The 17385-nt window shown below is 35.6% G+C and carries 20 protein-coding genes; 19 read left to right on the forward strand and 1 reads right to left on the reverse strand.

Annotation, left to right across the window (positions count from 1 at the left end):
* Window positions 1–74 precede the first annotated feature (74 nt).
* The 13 genes from J5G60_RS01625 to J5G60_RS01680 all read left to right on the forward strand — a co-directional run bounded on the left by J5G60_RS01625 (window position 75) and on the right by J5G60_RS01680 (window position 11847).
* Window positions 75–230, forward strand: coding sequence for a DUF4180 domain-containing protein (locus J5G60_RS01625; RefSeq protein WP_106008608.1), 156 nt, complete (start codon window positions 75–77; stop codon window positions 228–230).
* A gap of 90 nt (window positions 231–320) precedes the next feature.
* Entirely contained in the window at window positions 321–446 is a 126-nt protein-coding gene (locus tag J5G60_RS18985) for a hypothetical protein (protein WP_268905665.1), read from the forward strand.
* Complete coding sequence (locus J5G60_RS01635; RefSeq protein ID WP_106008593.1) at window positions 409–1533, forward strand: radical SAM protein; 1125 nt, start codon at window positions 409–411, stop codon at window positions 1531–1533. Before J5G60_RS18985 ends, J5G60_RS01635 begins: the two co-directional genes overlap by 38 nt.
* Window positions 1534–1785: 252 nt before the next feature.
* The gene (locus tag J5G60_RS18990) at window positions 1786–2034 is read left to right on the forward strand and encodes an SDR family NAD(P)-dependent oxidoreductase (RefSeq protein WP_150356394.1); all 249 of its coding nucleotides are present in this window, start codon (window positions 1786–1788) and stop codon (window positions 2032–2034) included.
* 106 nt (window positions 2035–2140) lie between these two features.
* A complete protein-coding gene (locus J5G60_RS18995) occupies window positions 2141–2545 on the forward strand; it encodes an SDR family NAD(P)-dependent oxidoreductase (RefSeq protein ID WP_150356395.1) in 405 nt (134 codons plus the stop codon).
* Window positions 2546–2779: 234 nt separating this feature from the next.
* Entirely contained in the window at window positions 2780–5395 is a 2616-nt protein-coding gene (ppsA, locus tag J5G60_RS01645) for a phosphoenolpyruvate synthase (RefSeq protein WP_150356396.1), read from the forward strand.
* Between the two features lie 150 nt (window positions 5396–5545).
* Window positions 5546–5785, forward strand: a complete 240-nt coding sequence (locus J5G60_RS01650; RefSeq protein ID WP_150356397.1) for a hypothetical protein — start codon at window positions 5546–5548, stop codon at window positions 5783–5785.
* 295 nt (window positions 5786–6080) lie between these two features.
* Window positions 6081–6926 (forward strand): EFR1 family ferrodoxin, encoded by an 846-nt coding sequence (locus J5G60_RS01655; protein WP_236035045.1) that lies wholly within the window; start codon window positions 6081–6083, stop codon window positions 6924–6926.
* Between the two features lie 296 nt (window positions 6927–7222).
* Window positions 7223–7699 carry a DUF2975 domain-containing protein gene (locus J5G60_RS01660; RefSeq protein ID WP_150356398.1) on the forward strand — a complete coding sequence of 159 codons (477 nt, stop codon included), beginning with the start codon at window positions 7223–7225 and terminating at the stop codon, window positions 7697–7699.
* Between the two features lie 10 nt (window positions 7700–7709).
* On the forward strand, window positions 7710–7922 hold the full coding sequence (locus J5G60_RS01665) for a helix-turn-helix domain-containing protein (protein ID WP_150356399.1): 213 nt from the start codon (window positions 7710–7712) through the stop codon (window positions 7920–7922).
* Between the two features lie 30 nt (window positions 7923–7952).
* Window positions 7953–9299, forward strand: a complete 1347-nt coding sequence (locus J5G60_RS01670; RefSeq protein WP_150356400.1) for a B12-binding domain-containing radical SAM protein — start codon at window positions 7953–7955, stop codon at window positions 9297–9299.
* 257 nt (window positions 9300–9556) lie between these two features.
* Window positions 9557–10891 (forward strand): UDP-glucose dehydrogenase family protein, encoded by a 1335-nt coding sequence (locus J5G60_RS01675; protein ID WP_150356401.1) that lies wholly within the window; start codon window positions 9557–9559, stop codon window positions 10889–10891.
* Window positions 10888–11847, forward strand: a complete 960-nt coding sequence (locus tag J5G60_RS01680; RefSeq protein WP_207876502.1) for an NAD-dependent epimerase/dehydratase family protein — start codon at window positions 10888–10890, stop codon at window positions 11845–11847. The genes J5G60_RS01675 and J5G60_RS01680 overlap by 4 nt, the downstream gene beginning before the upstream one ends.
* A 105-nt stretch (window positions 11848–11952) precedes the next feature.
* Here the strand turns inward: J5G60_RS01680 and J5G60_RS01685 are convergent, their stop codons facing one another.
* Window positions 11953–13098, reverse strand: a complete 1146-nt coding sequence (locus J5G60_RS01685; RefSeq protein ID WP_150356403.1) for a glycosyltransferase family 4 protein — start codon at window positions 13096–13098, stop codon at window positions 11953–11955.
* 465 nt (window positions 13099–13563) lie between these two features.
* Between J5G60_RS01685 and J5G60_RS18770 the strand changes: the two genes are divergently transcribed.
* From J5G60_RS18770 to J5G60_RS01715, 6 genes are all read left to right on the forward strand, one after another.
* Entirely contained in the window at window positions 13564–13692 is a 129-nt protein-coding gene (locus J5G60_RS18770; RefSeq protein ID WP_229980544.1) for a DNA-3-methyladenine glycosylase I, read from the forward strand.
* A 176-nt stretch (window positions 13693–13868) separates the two neighbouring features.
* Window positions 13869–14057 carry a hypothetical protein gene (locus J5G60_RS01695; protein WP_150356404.1) on the forward strand — a complete coding sequence of 63 codons (189 nt, stop codon included), beginning with the start codon at window positions 13869–13871 and terminating at the stop codon, window positions 14055–14057.
* A complete protein-coding gene (locus J5G60_RS01700) occupies window positions 14038–14208 on the forward strand; it encodes a hypothetical protein (protein WP_190972176.1) in 171 nt (56 codons plus the stop codon). The genes J5G60_RS01695 and J5G60_RS01700 overlap by 20 nt, the downstream gene beginning before the upstream one ends.
* Complete coding sequence (locus J5G60_RS01705) at window positions 14169–14501, forward strand: DUF2399 domain-containing protein (RefSeq protein WP_150356405.1); 333 nt, start codon at window positions 14169–14171, stop codon at window positions 14499–14501. Before J5G60_RS01700 ends, J5G60_RS01705 begins: the two co-directional genes overlap by 40 nt.
* 53 nt (window positions 14502–14554) lie before the next feature.
* Window positions 14555–15406: a DUF1186 domain-containing protein gene (locus J5G60_RS01710; RefSeq protein ID WP_150356406.1), complete on the forward strand. Its 852-nt coding sequence runs from the start codon at window positions 14555–14557 to the stop codon at window positions 15404–15406.
* Window positions 15407–15596: 190 nt separating this feature from the next.
* Complete coding sequence (locus tag J5G60_RS01715) at window positions 15597–17279, forward strand: SWIM zinc finger family protein (protein WP_150356407.1); 1683 nt, start codon at window positions 15597–15599, stop codon at window positions 17277–17279.
* Window positions 17280–17385: the final 106 nt, after the last annotated feature.

Here is a 17385-nt window from a genome sequence, read left to right on the forward strand (position 1 = left end):
AATTATACACATGCAACATTAGAGATAAAAATCGAAATTTATGAGGAGGAAAATCCCGTTATGAATATAAAAAAATTACTGACAATGGCAGTGAAGTAGCCATTGTCGGCGATTTTTCCGTCTACACAAGCAAGCCGCTGAAAGATTTTATATATGAAAGTAATAGGGGAAGAGATATTTTCTTTGTATCTTCTGAAGAAGATGCTGTTGATGGATTGAAAAAATTCTAAAGTGAAACTAGCTTGGTATGTTGATATTGAGCTAGTTTTTATATGATGATGGTATAATAAGGACGGGGCAAGGAGACTTTTTATGTAGTTATGAGTTATATTGGAGTTGATAATTGCCATACAGCAAAAGAAAGAGTTAGAATTAGAACTGTAAAAGGCGAACTTATAGGAGGATATTATGAAAATTTCAAAGAAAGATGCGCTGAAATGGTTTGAATTTTTTTCAACACTGCCTGAGGAAGAGGAAATTATGACAAAGCAGCAGGAGATTGTTTACTCTGCCTTTGCGCAAATTGAGGCAGCCATCGATTATAGAAATGATATGTTAATGTCGGAAATTAAGGGTTTGAAAAGCTTGAAGAACAGAACTTTTTTTGTGGGAAATGAAAGTAAATTTCCCCGGGGATGCCGTTCCTGCCTGCTGGGTACTGGTCTGAATGCAATCAGGAAAACCAACAAGTGCAACATTGAGTGCAAGTTCTGTTATGATTATGGAGAGCTGGAAAATATTCCTCCAGTGGGCGAAGGTATGTGGGAAATTGGAGGCACAAGATTTTATGACAGGGATATTGATTTGCTTCTTTCCATTCAGAAGAAACCCACTGGCATTTGCTATGTCTATTTAGAGCCGTTTATGGAAATAGAAAAGTACTATCCGGTAATAAGGAAATTTAGTGATGCTCAAGTTCATCAACATCTGTATACAAATGGCATTTTAGCTACAGAGGAAACATTGAAAGCATTAGGTGAAGCCGGCCTTGACGAGATACGTTTCAACCTGGGTGCTTCTGAGTGTTCGGACAAGGTGATTGAAAATATCGGAACAGCAAAAAAATATATTAAAAGTGTAGGTATTGAAACTCCAATGACTCCTGAGTTTTTCCAAATTTTTTTCATGAAAAAGCAGGACATCTTGGAGACAAAACTTGATTTTATCAATTGTGCAGAATTACACTTGAATGAGAATAACATAAACAATTATTATGGAGAAGACATGTATATTTCCAGGCAGGGTTACATATCTCCAATCTGGAGCAGGGAACTGACTTTGAAATTCATGAAAACAGCCGATGAAGAAAAGTGGGATTTAGTGGTTCATGATTGCTCGAACTATACAAAATTTGCCAGAGACTTGAACCTGAGCAGCAAGGAGGGTAAATGGTTCGGAGCCAGCAATTATGCCTGTGAGTTTTCCAGGATTCCATATGAAGCATTTTTACCCATACTGGGTGATGACAATTTCAAGTTTTTAAGTGAAGAAGAATTGCCTGAGGGCTATAAACCGGGTGAGATGATTTTTTAGAGGGTTCAAAGCAGAAGTGGCAGAACTTTGTTCTGGTATGAAAGCAACTGGCAGCCGCTTTGTAAGAAGCGTTATGACATAAAAGACCGAGGATCAACATCATAAATATAAATATCAACAAGGAGCGTTAAGAAGACAATTGTTAAAAGTAAAAATATACCTTGGAATGAATATATAGAAGATGAAATAGTAGCAGGATTAGGTTCGTGGAAAGATAATAATCTTTAAATCATTTGAAAGGAATGGTCTTCTATGAAAAACATTTTAATTATGGGGGCAGCAAATGGCATCGGTTATTATCTGGCCAGGCAGCTTTTATCAGAAGGTTATAATGTAACTGTTCTGGATTTAAAAACCGACAATCTCAGCAGTTTGTGTGAAGAATATGATTCTCTTTTTTCGCTGACCTGTGATGTTCGCGACTTGAAGCAAATGGAGATTTGCGTAAGTAAAAGCGTCAAAAAATACGGGAGCATTGATTGTGCTGTACATAATGCCTGACTGTGTACATTTGAAAGTATGGAGCAGACCAGTGAGGAAACGTATCATCATGTAATGGAAGTGAACTATTACGGAGCGCTTCATCTATCCAAGGCTTTTGCCTTATATGAAGAGTCAAAGGAACAGCAAAGTCATATTTACAAGTTCCTGCGTTAGTGTGATGGGATTTGTCAATATCAGTCCCTATTCTTCAAGTAAAGATGCGATTGAAGCACTTGCCAAGTGTCTTAATATTGAGTACCAAAATTACGGCATCAGTTTTCATATTTTTCACCCGCCTCTTACCAGGACAAAATCAGCAGAACCTCTGCCTGTTCCCAAAGAATTTATGGTCGATCCGGAAAAGGTCGGTACCGGTCTTGCAAAGCACATACAAAATAAATCTTTTATTATCTGCCATAGCTTGGGGCAAAAGATACAGATATTGATCTGCTATCTGTTTCCTTTAAAAATGGGAAAACTCATGAGTAAGATGACTGCCAGGTATATGACAGGGAAAGATAAGAGATAAATTATGAGCATGTGACATAGTGAATTGAAAATGGATGCTTTCTGGATAAACAGTGGATGTTACAAGTGAAAATAAAGTTCCTTCTTTGAATATTTAACAATTCCCACTTTAATTATAACATATAAAAAATTGTAAATGCAGACTGTTTGTTCCCAACTGCCAGTGTTATAATGCAATAGCACGTTAATGTGATTTGTTGGAGGGATTATTGTGGAACCCAAGGGAGGTAAACATATGAGTTCTTATGTGCTTGGCTTTAAGGACATTGACAAAACAAAGATCATGGCTGTGGGAGGTAAAGGCGCAAATCTGGGGGAACTTTCCAGGATTGAAGGAATACACATACCAGATGGCTTCTGTGTTTTTACTGAAGCCTTTAAAAGAATTATCGAGGAAACGCCGTCCATTGATGAATTACTGGATGAGTTATCACTTCTGAAAGCGGGAGACCGAGATAAAATCAGTAAACTCAGTGGTGAAATCCAAAAGATCATCGAAGACACAGCCATCCCTGAAGATATTAGTGAAGAGATCACCCGCTTTCTCGCAAGGCTCGGAGAAGAAAATGCCTATGCAGTACGATCCAGCGCAACTGCAGAGGATTTACCAACGGCCTCCTTTGCAGGCCAGCAGGACACGTATCTGAACATTGTCGGAAAGGAGGCCGTTCTAAAGCATATAAGCAAGTGCTGGGCATCGCTGTTTACCGAGAGGGCAGTAGCTTACCGCCTTCGAAATGGTTTTGACCAGCGTAAAGTCTACCTGTCTGTAGTTGTTCAGAAGATGATCTTCCCTCAGGCGGCAGGGATTTTGTTTACTGCCGATCCCGTCGCTTCCAATAGGAAGGTGTTGTCCATTGATGCCGGCTTCGGACTTGGTGAGGCACTTGTTTCCGGCCTGGTAAATGCAGATAACTATAAGGTGCGTGAGGGTAGAATTATTTATAAGAAGATATCCATCAAGAAACTGGCTGTTTATGCCTTAAAAGACGGCGGTACGAAAGAGAAGAAGATTGAGCCTGAAAAGCAGAAGAAGCAAGTGCTGTCGGAGAAGCAGATTTTGCAGCTTGAGCATCTGGGAAGGAAGATCGAAGAACATTTCGGCTGTCCCCAGGATATGGAATGGTGTCTGGCAGATGATACGTTTTACATTGTGCAGAGCCGGCCAATCACTACTTTGTACCCCATACCTGAAGCAGATGATCAGAAAAATCATGTTTATGTATCCGTGGGTCACCAGCAAATGATGACCGATCCCATGAAACCGTTGGGATTGTCTTTTTTCCTGATGACCACCAGAGCACCCATGCATAAAGCTGGCGGAAGGCTGTTTGTTGATGTTACACAGATGCTTGCTTCCTCTGACAGCAGGAAAATCTTGTTGGATACCATGGGACAGCACGATCCGCTTATGAAAGATGCGCTCATGACTGTAATAGAACGAGGAGATTTTATAAAATTCGTACCAGATGATAAAAAAGAACAGAGTTCAGATAAAGGCAATAAAATTGTGTCATCTGCAGGTTTCCGGGTACAGATCAAAAGCGATCCGTTAGTTGTTTCTAATTTGATTAAAAGTAGTGAAACATCCATAGAAGAGCTGAAACAAAACATGCGGAGGTCATCAGGATCGGATTTGTTTGATTTTATTCTGGAAGATATTCAGGAGTTAAGGAGGGTTTTATTTGACCCGCAAAGTTCCCGTGTGTTTTTGGCTGCTATGGATGCTTCATTATGGATCAATGAAAAAATGGAGAAGTGGTTAGGTGAAAAAAACACAGCAGACATCCTTTCTCAGTCTGTGCCAAACAATATTACCTCGGAAATGGGGCTGGCGCTGCTGGATGTAGCAGATGTTATCCGTCCTTATCCGCAGATAATTGATTATTTACAACATGTAAAAGATGATAATTTTTTGGATGACCTGGTTAAGTTTAATGGCGGACAGGAAACCCGGGAGGCTGTCTGTGCTTATCTCAATAAATACGGAATGCGGTGTGCCGGAGAAATCGATATTACCAAACCTCGCTGGAGCGAAAAACCCTCTGCACTTGTTCCCATGATTCTCAGTAACATCAAAAATTTCCAGCCTGAAGCTGGTAGGCGGAAATTTGAGGAGGGACGGCAGGAAGCTTTGAAAAAAGAACAGGAGTTATTGGATAAATTGAGGCAATTAGCGGATGGTGAACAAAAAGCCAGAGAAACAAAAGGAATGATAGATCTGATCCGGAATTTCAGCGGGTTTAGGGAATATCCAAAGTACGGCATGGTTAATCGCTACTTCATTTATAAGCAGGCTTTGCTGAAAGAAGCCGTTAAGCTCGTCCAAGCGGACGTTATTAATGAAAAAGAAGATATATACTATCTCACCTTCGAAGAACTTCGGGAAGTGGTATGCACAAATAAACTGGATTACCAGATCATAGAAAGGCGAAAAGAGGAGTACAAATCATATGAAAAACTAACTCCGCCGCGGGTTATCACCTCTGATGGCGAAATTATTGCAGGTGAATACAAACAAGAGAATCTCCCGGAAGGAGCTATTGCAGGTCTGCCTGTTTCTTCCGGAGTTGTAGAGGGACGGGCACGTGTCATTTTAAATATGGAAGATGCTGATCTGGAAGAGGGGGATATACTGGTAACCTACTTTACTGACCCCAGCTGGACACCATTGTTTGTATCCATAAAAGGCCTGGTCACCGAAGTTGGCGGACTTATGACCCATGGAGCAGTTATCGCACGTGAATATGGTTTGCCGGCAGTTGTGGGAGTAGAAAATGTCACCAGACTGATAAATGACGGACAGAGAATCCGGGTTAATGGAACAGAAGGCTATGTAGAAATCCTGTAACGGGGAAGATGTTAATTATAGAAACATAGAGAATGTAAAAAACTATTATGCACCAATTTCATCACCATTTGGAGCTCCTATGTTTATGGGAAAAAGATTAGTCAAGCTGGCACAATTATTTAGAGTTCAAGAAAAAAAGAAGATTACAAGTTGGATTATGGAACAATTAAGCCGAGGACAGTTGTAGATAATTTGATTAAAGCATTTGAAGGAACTGATTTTCAGATATATATTGCAGCGGAACAAATAAATCCATGTGAGAAAAATAATATCTATATTGATAAAAGATTTGATTTTAGTAAACTCATACCGGAAACTGTAGCCTATATAAATCGTGGAAGTCAGAATAGCATTATGACAGGCTTGATGTATGGGGTCCCTCAGAAATAATTAAGAGTACAATTGATGATTTTAACAGAACATCTATTTATATAAATAATTCTAAAAAAGCAGGAGAACATCTACTAAGTCTTGGAGGGGTAACCAGAGTAGTGCAAGTTATGGGAAATTTGTTATAATAAACGGTACTCCTACTTTATATACTAATTGAAACCATTGAACTGGGGTTATAGACAGGCTTATGACCGTCAAATGTGAATAAAAATTAAATGATTGGATCAGATAATTTAATTTTTCTGATTATAAGGTATAATTATGATAAATAATTATTAAGGGTGTGAAATAAATGAATGCTGGGGAAATAGTCAGGAGAACAATAAAAGAGGAAGCACATGTAATGAATCCGACAATTTATTATTTTTCCGCTACGGGCAATTCGTTGTCAATAGCCCGACAAATCGCAAAGGGACTTGAGAACTGTACAATTAAGTCCATGGCTGTAGGGGCGACGGATGAACCTGTTGGCGGTCCTGATAATCCGATTGGTTTCGTCTTTCCCGTTTTTTATATAGGATTACCGAGACTTGTAAAACGCTTTGCACAAAACCTCAATATCATTAGAGGAACTTACTGCTTTGCATTTATAAATTTCGGTGGGAATGGAGCGGACACTTTGGGAATGCTGGACGATATTTTGAAAGAAAAGGGTGTTTGTCTGTCCTATGCAGCTGGAGTAAAAATGCCTGGAAATTATATCGTGAAGTATCAAGCCTTTGCCAAAGATGTTGTACAAAAGCTTATAGAAAATGCAATGAAAAAGGCAGATGAAGCTGCAGAGGCAGTTGCGGGCGGAAAGGTTTGGCCGATTAAAAGAAAGGCCAGGCTTCTTAGTAAGATAGCCAGTTGCAGTTATTTATACAAAGGGATCTCCGAATGGGACAAAAAATTTGAGGTGAGCGGAAAGTGCAGCGGCTGCGGTCTGTGTGCCAGAGTATGCCCTGTAAATAATATAAAAATAGAAGACCGGAATCCGATTTGGCAGCATCGCTGTGAGCGGTGTCTTGCCTGTATTCAGTGGTGCCCACATGAAGCAATAGAATATGGAAGGAAAACAATCGGGCGCAGAAGATATCACAATCCCAATATTAAAGTTGAGGATATTATAAGAGGATTGACCTGTGAAGATATTTAGTCGCAGGACTGATCACATGGTTTATAATAGATAATTATTAAGTATAAAAATGCATCTAGGTTAAAACTTGGATGCTTTTTATCTTTCGATAAATTTTCCTTTACAAATATTAAGTTGTTGATTACAAACATTGCATTTAGTTTTACAAAGTAGCTTCTCGTATTGCTATTGAGGGTTGTAAATCGGGTTACAATAAAATAACAATAAATATGCAATCTAATTCGATAATAATATATTGTAAAACAATAAAACATATGTTAAAATCAAATAAACAATAAATAAGTGAGGTGCTTTTTATGAAACCAGGATCAACAATTTTTTTAAAGATAGTGGTTTTTCTTGTTGGAATTATAGTACTTGCATTATGCATTTTTTGCCTGCCTGCAATAGCTAACGGAGCAGCAGAACATTATCCAAAGTTGCATTATTGGCCTGTTTTAATAGGTGCCTATCTTTCAGCAATACCGTTTTTTGCTGCATTGTACCAAGCCTTGAGACTTTTAGGCTATATTGACAGAAACAAAGCCTTCTCGGAATTATCTGTAACAGCTTTGAAGAATATAAAACACTGTGCTATTACAATCAGCATTATATATGCAGTACTAATACCATTTTTAGTTCCTATAGCGAATGCGGACGATGCCCCGGGTATTGTAGCACTGGGATTGGTCATTGCTTTTGCTTCATTTGTGATCGCAGTCTTTGCTGCTGTTCTCCAAAAGCTTTTAAAAGATGCGGTAGATATAAAATCAGACAATGATCTAACGATTTGAGGTGAATAACATGGCAATTATAATCAACATTGATGTTATGTTGGCCAAAAGGAAAATGAGTGTCACAGAACTTTCGAAAAAAGTTGGAATAACCATGGCAAACATCTCTATATTAAAAAATGGAAAGGCAAAAGCAATTCGACTATTAACTTTAGATGCAATCTGCAGGGCTTTGGAATGTCAGCCTGGAGATATTTTGGAATACAGAAATGATTCGCGATAATTTGGCTGAATTTGTTTGAGGAGGCAATGTATGAAAATTAAATTGATTCAACCTGCAATGCTGCCAAGACCTATGGATACGAAGTTGAAAACAAGAATGAGCCCTTCATTGGCATTACTCACAATAGCAAATCTTACGCCGAAGGAGCATGAAGTTATTATTGAGAATGAAAATGTTGAAAAGATAGATTTTGACGAGCCTGTGGATTTGGCAGCAATAACTGTTACTGTAGATGTTATGAACAGGGCGGTGGAAATATCGAAGGAGTTTCAAAATCGTGGAGTAACAGTAATTGCAGGAGGTATACATATTACAGCAGATCCAGAGAGAGCTGCTGATAGTTTTGATGCAATATGCGTGGGAATGGCTGAGAGAGTATGGATAAAAATTCTCAGGGACAAAGAAAATAATTTACTTAAGAAGATATACTGTGACATGGAAAATATTGCCGGAAAAGAAATAGTGTCGCCAAACTATCATATTATTGATGATAAAAAGTATTTATATACTAATATAATTAGTACAAGCAGAGGATGTCCTTTTGAATGCGATTTCTGCTATAATAGTTGCAAAAATGTACTTAGGACTTATATCAATAGGCCCATAGATGATGTGATTGAAGATATAAATGTATTAAAAACGAGACATATAATGTTTATTGATGATAATTTTATTGGGAATCCCAAATGGACAAAAAAATTATTAAAGGAAATAAAACCTCTTAAGCTGAAGTGGAATGCAGCGGTTACTTCCAATATAGTGGACATGCCTGAACTGTTGGATGAAATGAAGGCGTCTGGCTGCCAAAGTCTGTTTATAGGTTTTGAAAGTATAAACAGCAGGTCAATAGACAGTGTCCACAAGGTACAAAACAGTGTAAACAGATATGAGAAACTTGTAGATGAAATTCACAAAAGAGGAATAATGATAAATGCAAGTTTTGTTTTCGGACTAGATGAAGATGATATCTCCGTATTTAAAGATACATTGAAATGGATAATTAAAAATAAGATAGAAACGGTGACTTCGCATATCCTCACCCCGTATCCCGGCACAAAGTTATACTCAGCATTGATAGAAGAAGATAGAATTGTAGATTATAATTTGTCAAATTATAATACTGCACATGTTGTATATAAACCCAAAAATATGACAGCAGAAGAATTATATAATGGCTATCTATGGATATATAGAGAAGTATACACGTTTAAAAATATAATGAAGAGACTGCCAAAATCTAAAAATCAATGGATTCCATTTTTAGCATTTAATTTATTTTATAGGAAGTTTGGAAAGCTGACTGAATTATTGTGCAGACTAGTTTCTTTTGAAAATGTAGGAAGGCTTTTTAGATGGCTGGCTTATTGTATAAAATAAGTGAAGTTTGGGATCACCTATTTTTATGCTGTGTTTTATCTTTCTCATATGCTATAATAGTTGTGAAAATGTGGTTAAGAGTAATTAAATATAAGATTATTTGAAATTTAGTTAATATTGACTGTTGGGGAACTGGAGATTTGCAAATTACAATAAAAAGATACTAAAGATTTTAAAAAGGCTAAGAAATGTATTCATAGGGCTTGTGAAGAAAATTAACAGCGTTAATTATTTTTAGTATTTGGGAGGGTAAATTGATGGTTCAGTTTAACAACAATATTTCAGTTATTGGGACAGGGTATGTAGGTTTGGTCAGCGGTGCATGTCTTTCAGAATTTGGCATGAATGTCATATGCATGGATAATGATTTGGATAAGATAGAAAAGTTGAAAAATGGAGAAATGCCTATATATGAACCTGGGCTTTATGATATAGTAAAGAAAAATATGAATCAAGGCAGATTGAATTTCACAAATGATTTGAAATATGCCGTTGAAAATTCGACAGTTATATTTATTGCAGTTGGTACCCCTCCACTGGAAGACGGCTCGGCAGATCTGCAGTATGTACTTGATGCAGCTTGCGAAGTGGCGAAATATATGAATGGATATAAAATCATTGTGGATAAGAGCACGGTTCCTGTAGGAACGGGACAAAAGGTAAAAGCAAAGGTAAGGGATGTGTTTAATGCGAGAAATGTAAATTATGACTTTGATATAGTATCCAATCCAGAATTTTTAAGAGAAGGAGCTGCCGTAAAAGACTTTACACATCCGGATAGGGTTGTTGTGGGGGTTGAAAGCAAAAAAGCCGAGGAAATAATGAAGCAAATTTATAAAGTACTGTATATTATAAGTGTGCCATTTGTTATAACTAATCTGGAAACTGCAGAGTTGATAAAGTATGCTTCCAATGCTTTTCTTGCGACTAAAATTTCTTTTATAAACGAAATGGCAAATATATGCGAGGAAATTGGAGCTGATGTTCACAAACTGGCCAAAGCTATGGGACAAGATGGGAGAATTGGCTCCAAGTTTTTACATCCTGGTCCAGGATATGGGGGAAGCTGTTTTCCAAAAGACACTAAAGCATTAGTACATATAGCAAAAGAAGCTGGTGTGAGGTCTGAAATTATAGAAACTGTTATAAAAGTAAATGATGCACAAAAAGAAAGAATGATCAGCAAGATAAAGAATAGATTCAACAATGATTTACATGGTAGAAAAATTGCGCTTTGGGGATTGTCATTCAAGCCTGAAACGGATGATTTAAGAGAATCACCGGCTCTTTACATAGGCAAAAGGTTGATTGAAGAGGGGGCGGAAGTTAATGTATATGATCCAATAGCTATGGATAACTGTCAGAAATTTTATTCTGAAATTCAATTTAATTACTGCAAGAATGAGTATGAAGCCTGTAAGAATGCGGAAGCAGTTGTTTTAGCCACCGAATGGAATCAATTTAGAAGCATGAATTTAAATGAAATTAAAAGTAATATGAAAGGTGCTCTGTTTCTAGATTTTAGGAATGTATATGAACCACAGGAAATGAAAAAGATTGGCTTTGATTACGAAGGAGTTGGCAGAAAATGAACAGCATATTGGTTACAGGTGGTTCGGGATTTATAGGTTCTAATTTGTGTGATAGGTTGTTGAATTTAGGATACAAATTGATAAATATAGATAATTTTAATGATTACTATGCTTCTGAAATAAAGGAAAAAAACATTGAGATGGCATTGAAAAATGATAACTATACACTATATAGAGGTGACATACTTGATAGGGATTTGGTAAATAGAATATTTGCTGAAAATGATATAGAACTGGTCATACACCTAGCTGCCATGGCGGGTGTACGGAACTCCCTGAAAGATCCCCTTGAATATGTTGATATAGATATTAAAGGCACTGTAAATTTACTTCAGGTATGCGCTGAAAGAGGAGTAAAAAAATTTATTGAAGCCTCTTCTTCATCTGTATACGGGGTTAATTCAAAACTTCCATTTTCAGAAAACGACAGTGTAGATCTTCAAATTACACCTAAAAATAAAAAAAAAAGAGCTGCAGAATTGTTTTGTTCAACCTATACAAGATTATATGGAATGAGTACGGCCTGCTTGAGATTCTTTACTGTTTACGGGCCAAGGCAGAGACCGGAAATGGCAATACACGTGTTCACAAAGAATATAGATGAAGGTAAACCGATAAATATGTTTGGTGATGGTTCAAGTAAAAGGGATTACACATATATAGACGATATAGTGGATGGAATAGCTTCTTTGATAGACAAAAATTTTGAGTTTGAAATATTTAATTTTGGAAGCAGTAAAATCATCTCTCTTTATGATTTAATAAAGATCATAGAGGATGTTGTAGGCAAAAAGGCTATTATCAATAGAATGGATATGCAAAAAGGTGACGTGCCCATTACTTATGCGGATATAAGCAGGGCAAAGAAATTCATTGGGTATAATCCCAGAGTTAATATAAGACAGGGCATTGAAAAATTTTATGATTGGTATTGCGGCGGAGTAAAAAACGAATAGTTTTTACAACCATCCGTTTTTTTGAAAATATAACATTGAAAATTTACTGTTTACCGTCAATAGGTTTTTGCTGTAATTTTAGTCCCGCCTGATTTTATAACATAGTTAAGCACTGATAACACCATTCTTTTTATTAAGTAAAATATTATTATAAGTGTCCATAAGTCCGCTAAAAACCTTATTCCAGGATCTTTTCAGCCCAGTATTTCTGGCATTTGTCCTTAATGTGTTTCTCAAATTTTCATCTTCAATTAACTTTACCATTAAACCAATTAGCTCGTTCATATCCCTTGCCTTGAACTTAAGGCCATTAATTCTGTGGTCGATGATATTTTTAACTCCCCCTGCGTCAGCACCTATAACAGGGATGCCAGAAGCCATAGCCTCAAGTACTACATTTCCAAAAGTTTCTGTTGAGGAAGGAAACACAAATATGTCACTGGAGGCATAAATTTGTGCTAATTCTCTTCCCTTCTTAAATCCCGTAAATATAGTATTTTTTGGAAAATCATTTTTACATTTATCCAGATATGGACCTTCTCCTGTTATAATAAGAGCTATTTTGTCCCTATATTTATTGTAGATTTGTCCGTAAGCATCAATTAAAATATCTAAGTCTTTCTCGGGTGAAACCCTGCCTACGTATAAAAACACCAATTTATTATTGATGCCAAGCTGCATTCTTAGATCCTCACTCCTCAATTCAGGGTTAAACTTTTTGGAATCTATGCCTCTTGAAAAAATATCTGTATTTGCTATTCCTTTCTTTTTAAGATAAAATTTTATTTCTTCCGACGGACATAAGGTCAAATTATTTTGATTGTGAAACCATCTCATATAAGCCCATACGGAATTATTTAAAAAATCCAAATTATAATAATTCAGATACTGACAAAAATTAGTTGTATAATTAGATACAGTAGGTATGCCGTGCTTTTTCCCATACATTAATCCAGTCATTCCCATGTTGAATTCGGTCATGAGTTGTATTATGTCCGGCTTAAAACTAGATAATGAAGCACTTACTTTGAAAGTGTTGGGGAAAGCTATTCTGCATTCAGGATAGAGAAAAAATTTTATACTAAAAAACCTTTGGATATTGTAACTTTCGTTTTTCTCTGTATCATTATCAGGTGCGAATATTAAGTATTCAATGTTATTTGCTTCATAATATTCTATAAGCTTATTTAAGGTATTGGTAACTCCGTTTATCTGAGGTAAAAAAGTATCTGTAAAAATAGCTACCTTCACATTATCCCTCCTATATCCCTTGTTAGATTATAATTTTTTAGATTTCTAAATTTGTTCATATCTAAATAAAATGTATCTCTTAAAATGACCTCCTTTGCCTAATGCATTTCTTTTCACATTAAAATAAGGTATATTCCTCTGTGGCAAACTGCTATTATCAATTAATTTTGAACTGCCTCATGTAAGAGAAATTTACAATATAATAGTATCTCTCATAGGCATTTTTTGATTGCATGTTTATGTTAAGTTTATGATAAAAATTATGAATTTCAGTTAATATTGGGATTGCTCGGCGTATCTGTCTTTTTATTATGACAAGCTGCTGTCAGGCTAAAAATGATATAATGGCAGTATATCAAAAATGACTGGAGGATACTTTTTATGGAGCTACGTTGATTCTGTTCCGATTATAAACAATTGGGAGTTTGATGGAGGTGTCCCGGCTCAGACCGTTTTGTCGGTCCGGTGATCGTCTACTCATTTATGCAGGCAATTGGCATGCTTATTATTGACAATAAATTAAAATTAACAAAATGCTGTCGCCCGAAACTTTATTTTATATACAGTTGCATTGATAATGTTGCTGATATATAAATGTAGACAATAAAAGCTCGATACCTATAATAGTGATTGCCTGGAAAACAGGTGACTGCAATGAAAGAAATTACTTCTACATGAAACATATTAAAGCAGCTGCAAGAAGTACTGAAAGTATAAACAGCGGAATTTTGAAGAGAAACTCGAGGTGAAAGTGGTTAAACCCAGAGTACGTGCCTACAGAGAGAAAACTTCAAGAAATCCCATGTTGTAAATCCTTTTTTGATAAAGCTGATGAAACAGCAGAAAATGAGATGCTGCTTAAAGAAGGTGACAGACAGTTTTTTGAGGATATACTTGTGAACAATATAAGCAAGAAAATAGGGGCCAGAATATTTAACAGTGAAAAAAGGAGGAAATAAAAAGGAACTTACAAACAATGCCTTTTATCAATTCAGCGGCACAGACTTTGTTCAGGGAAAGAGGAAAAACTTGAATACCAAAAGAGCCGGCATCTGTTCTATGAAGGCATATTGGATGAAGTACAGGAAGCCGGTGGAAAACAGTGGCTGATGGCTGTATTTGAAAACCCCACCGTGTTTAGCGGGATACTCCATAGAGCCCTGAAAACCAGGCCGTCACTCATATGCATTTTTGGAAACTTCAAACTGGCATCCCTTGTCTTAATGGATAAATTAGTGGAAAATGGTGTACGGATATATTATTCAGGAGATCTGGATCGAGAGGGAATAATCATGGCGGATAAATTGAAGCTTCGATATGAATCAAAGCTTGTATTATGGAGATACGGCGTGGAGGATTACAGGGATATAGTGTCAATGGTAAGACTTAAAATTGATTTCTGAATACAATGCTGTTATTATAGAGAAAATTAAATTTACAGGGAGGTACTTTAACATTGAACAAATTACTTGAACAAATACAATACTATAACAATAGATTTCCTAAAGAGCAATTAAGGGAAATAATAAATAAAAAAGAAGAGTTTATACCTGATTTACTGGAAATATTAATGTATACAAAAGAAAATTATGAGGAAGTTATAGGAAAAGAAAATTATTTTGGCCATATATATGCGATTTATTTGCTGGCCCAGTTTAGAGAGAAAAAAAGTTTCCCATTAATCATGGATTTAATTAGTTTACCCGGGGATATACCTTTTGGAGTTTTGGGAGATACCATTACAGAAGATTTAGATAGAATAATTGCATCTGTTTGTGATAGTGATGTTGAGCCTATTAAGAGGTTAATTGAAAACAGTAATATTAATGAATATGTAAGAATATCAGCAATTAGAGTTTTCCTTGTACTTTTTTCTCAGAAAATTGTTTCAAGAAGTGAAGTTATAGAATATTATAAAACATTATTTAATGGCGGGCTCGAGAGAAAATTTTCCCAGGTTTGGGGAGGGCTCATAAGTGCTTGTTGTGATATAAAAGCTTTTGAGTTACTGGAAGATATTAAAGAAGTTTTTGACGAAGAATTGATAGAACCCTCTTTTATAAGTCGGGAAGATGTAAAATTTAGTATCCCCCGTGGTAGCAAAGATGAAAAAGTCATATTAAAAGGTACACAGTATAGTTTTATTGAGGATACAATTAAAGAGTTGGAATGGTGGGCATGTTTTCAAGAAAGGGATACTTATCCTCAAAAAGCAAAAAAAGGCAGCAATATAAATAAAAATAACAAGAAAAGAAAAAATAAAAGAAAACAGGCAAAGGCCTCTAAAAAGAAACAAAGAAAAAAATAGCTGAAAATTTACGGGAGTATATGGTACAAAATAAAGCTTTCTTCCAGAAAGCATGGTCAGGTAATAAGTTTACATGTCTCTTATATAAATCCATGGAGCTGATATTGTCAAGGTAGAATTTTAAGTGTATATACTTTAAAATAATAAACTTATAAGACAAATAGAATTTTTAAAGAATGGGGAATAGAATGTGAACATAAATGATTTTGAGAAGCACATAGGTAAAACAATTTTAGACAGGGGATATGATTATTATAACAATGGAAACATAGTCGAATTCCATAAAAACGGGAATAGTGAATATGTTTTTCTTGTAGAAGGAAGCGAAAAATACCGGGTAGATATAAAAATAGATGAAGGTGGAGATATACTGTATTCAAATTGCGACTGCCCTTATGATTTTGGACCTGTATGCAAACATCAAGCTGCAGCTTATTTCAAGCTGAATGAGATATTAAATGGAAAATCAACTGATAAATTCAAGAAATATGAAATAGAACGCAAACCTGAAGTAAAAAAAATGTTGGAAAACTTTTCAAAAGAAAAGTTGATGGATATTATAGAAGATATAGTTGAGGATGATGATAATTTAAAGAACAAAATAGTTTTTAAATATTCACCGGTTGATAAAAAACAGGAAATCAGCAGATGTAAAAAACTTATGAATTCGATAGTACGAAAATACAAGGGAAGAGATGGTTTTATTTCCTACATGGAAGCCTGTGATTTTGCCAGCGAAATGGAGGTTATACTGAAAAGAATAAAAGAAATATGTGAAATTGGCAATGATCCTCTGATTTCATTAGATATTGCCCTTATGATTCTGCGTGAATCCGTGAAAGCTTTCCAATATGCAGATGATTCAGATGGAGATATAGGAATGCTTGTGTCGGAGACAATAGAAACTATAGGTAAAATTGCACGTTTTTCTAAAGATGTAGATACAAGAAGAAAAACATTTAAAAAATTACTGAAAGAAGCTGAAAATAATATTTTTGATGGCTGGGATGATTATAGAATTAATTTGATTCAAATCTGTTCCGGGTTTGCAGATAATGAGGAATTTAGGAATCAGCTTAAAATCAAAATAGAGGATTTGCTCAGCAGCATGCCCGATAATAGCTACAATGAATATGGGGTTGAAAGAATGCTGTTGATACTGTTTGATATTATAGATAAATATGGTACCAAAGAAGAATCTGAAAAGTTTATAGAGAAAAATATTGGATTTTCATCTTTCAGAAGAATACTTATAGGCAGGTTCATGAAAGCAGGAAACTATTCAAGAGTTATAGAACTGGCACTTGAAGGTGAAAAACAGGACAAAAATTATGCTGGATTAGTATTGGAATGGAAAAAGATAAGATACAGGGCCTATAAAAAACTTTCATTGAAGGAAAAACAGGAGAAACTGGCAAAAGAGCTATTATTTGATGGTAGGTTTGAATACTATGGAGAGCTTAAAAAGCTAAATAACGGAAATTACAAAAACTTTTACAATAATATCAAAAGAGAAATAAAAAACTGTAAAAACTGGCAGGCAAAAAGTGTTTACCTTGAACTTATAGTTCAAGAAAAAGATATTGATGAATTGATGAAATATGTTAAAGAAAATCCATCCAGTATAGAAGAATATGCCTACTTGCTTATTGATAAACACAGAGAAGAGGTTATAAAATTATATGAAAAAAATATCCGGGAAAGTGCAAGAGAAGCATCAAACAGGGTGCAGTACAAAAGAGTTTGTAAAATTATAAAGAGATATAAGAAGATAGCCGGTAAGGAAAAGGCAAAAGAAATTATAAATGTGCTGGGTACTATCTACAGGAGACGGCCGGCATTTCTTGATGAAATGGGAAAGATCAAATGCTGATGATCTTGATGAAGATGAAAATCAGTTTTTAAGAACTTTTGGAAATAGAAGAGCTTTTGAAAATTGAAGCAGACTTTTCTAAAATAAAACCAAAATAAGGGTCAGT

The organism is Clostridium sp. HV4-5-A1G (assembly GCF_900184915.1).
GTDB classification, from domain to species: Bacteria; Bacillota; Clostridia; order Clostridiales; family Clostridiaceae; genus Clostridium_B; species Clostridium_B aromativorans.

Bases quoted from the DNA above. Each gene is read 5' to 3' on its own strand.
- J5G60_RS18985 (WP_268905665.1), top strand. From the start codon at position 321: ATGAGTTATATTGGAGTTGATAATTGCCATACAGCAAAAGAAAGAGTT.
- J5G60_RS01635 (WP_106008593.1), top strand. From the start codon at position 409: ATGAAAATTTCAAAGAAAGATGCGCTGAAATGGTTTGAATTTTTTTCA.
- J5G60_RS18990 (WP_150356394.1), top strand. From the start codon at position 1,786: ATGAAAAACATTTTAATTATGGGGGCAGCAAATGGCATCGGTTATTAT.
- J5G60_RS18995 (WP_150356395.1), top strand. From the start codon at position 2,141: ATGAAGAGTCAAAGGAACAGCAAAGTCATATTTACAAGTTCCTGCGTT.
- ppsA (WP_150356396.1), top strand. From the start codon at position 2,780: ATGAGTTCTTATGTGCTTGGCTTTAAGGACATTGACAAAACAAAGATC.
- J5G60_RS01655 (WP_236035045.1), top strand. From the start codon at position 6,081: ATGAATGCTGGGGAAATAGTCAGGAGAACAATAAAAGAGGAAGCACAT.
- J5G60_RS01660 (WP_150356398.1), top strand. From the start codon at position 7,223: ATGAAACCAGGATCAACAATTTTTTTAAAGATAGTGGTTTTTCTTGTT.
- J5G60_RS01665 (WP_150356399.1), top strand. From the start codon at position 7,710: ATGGCAATTATAATCAACATTGATGTTATGTTGGCCAAAAGGAAAATG.
- J5G60_RS01670 (WP_150356400.1), top strand. From the start codon at position 7,953: ATGAAAATTAAATTGATTCAACCTGCAATGCTGCCAAGACCTATGGAT.
- J5G60_RS01675 (WP_150356401.1), top strand. From the start codon at position 9,557: ATGGTTCAGTTTAACAACAATATTTCAGTTATTGGGACAGGGTATGTA.
- J5G60_RS01680 (WP_207876502.1), top strand. From the start codon at position 10,888: ATGAACAGCATATTGGTTACAGGTGGTTCGGGATTTATAGGTTCTAAT.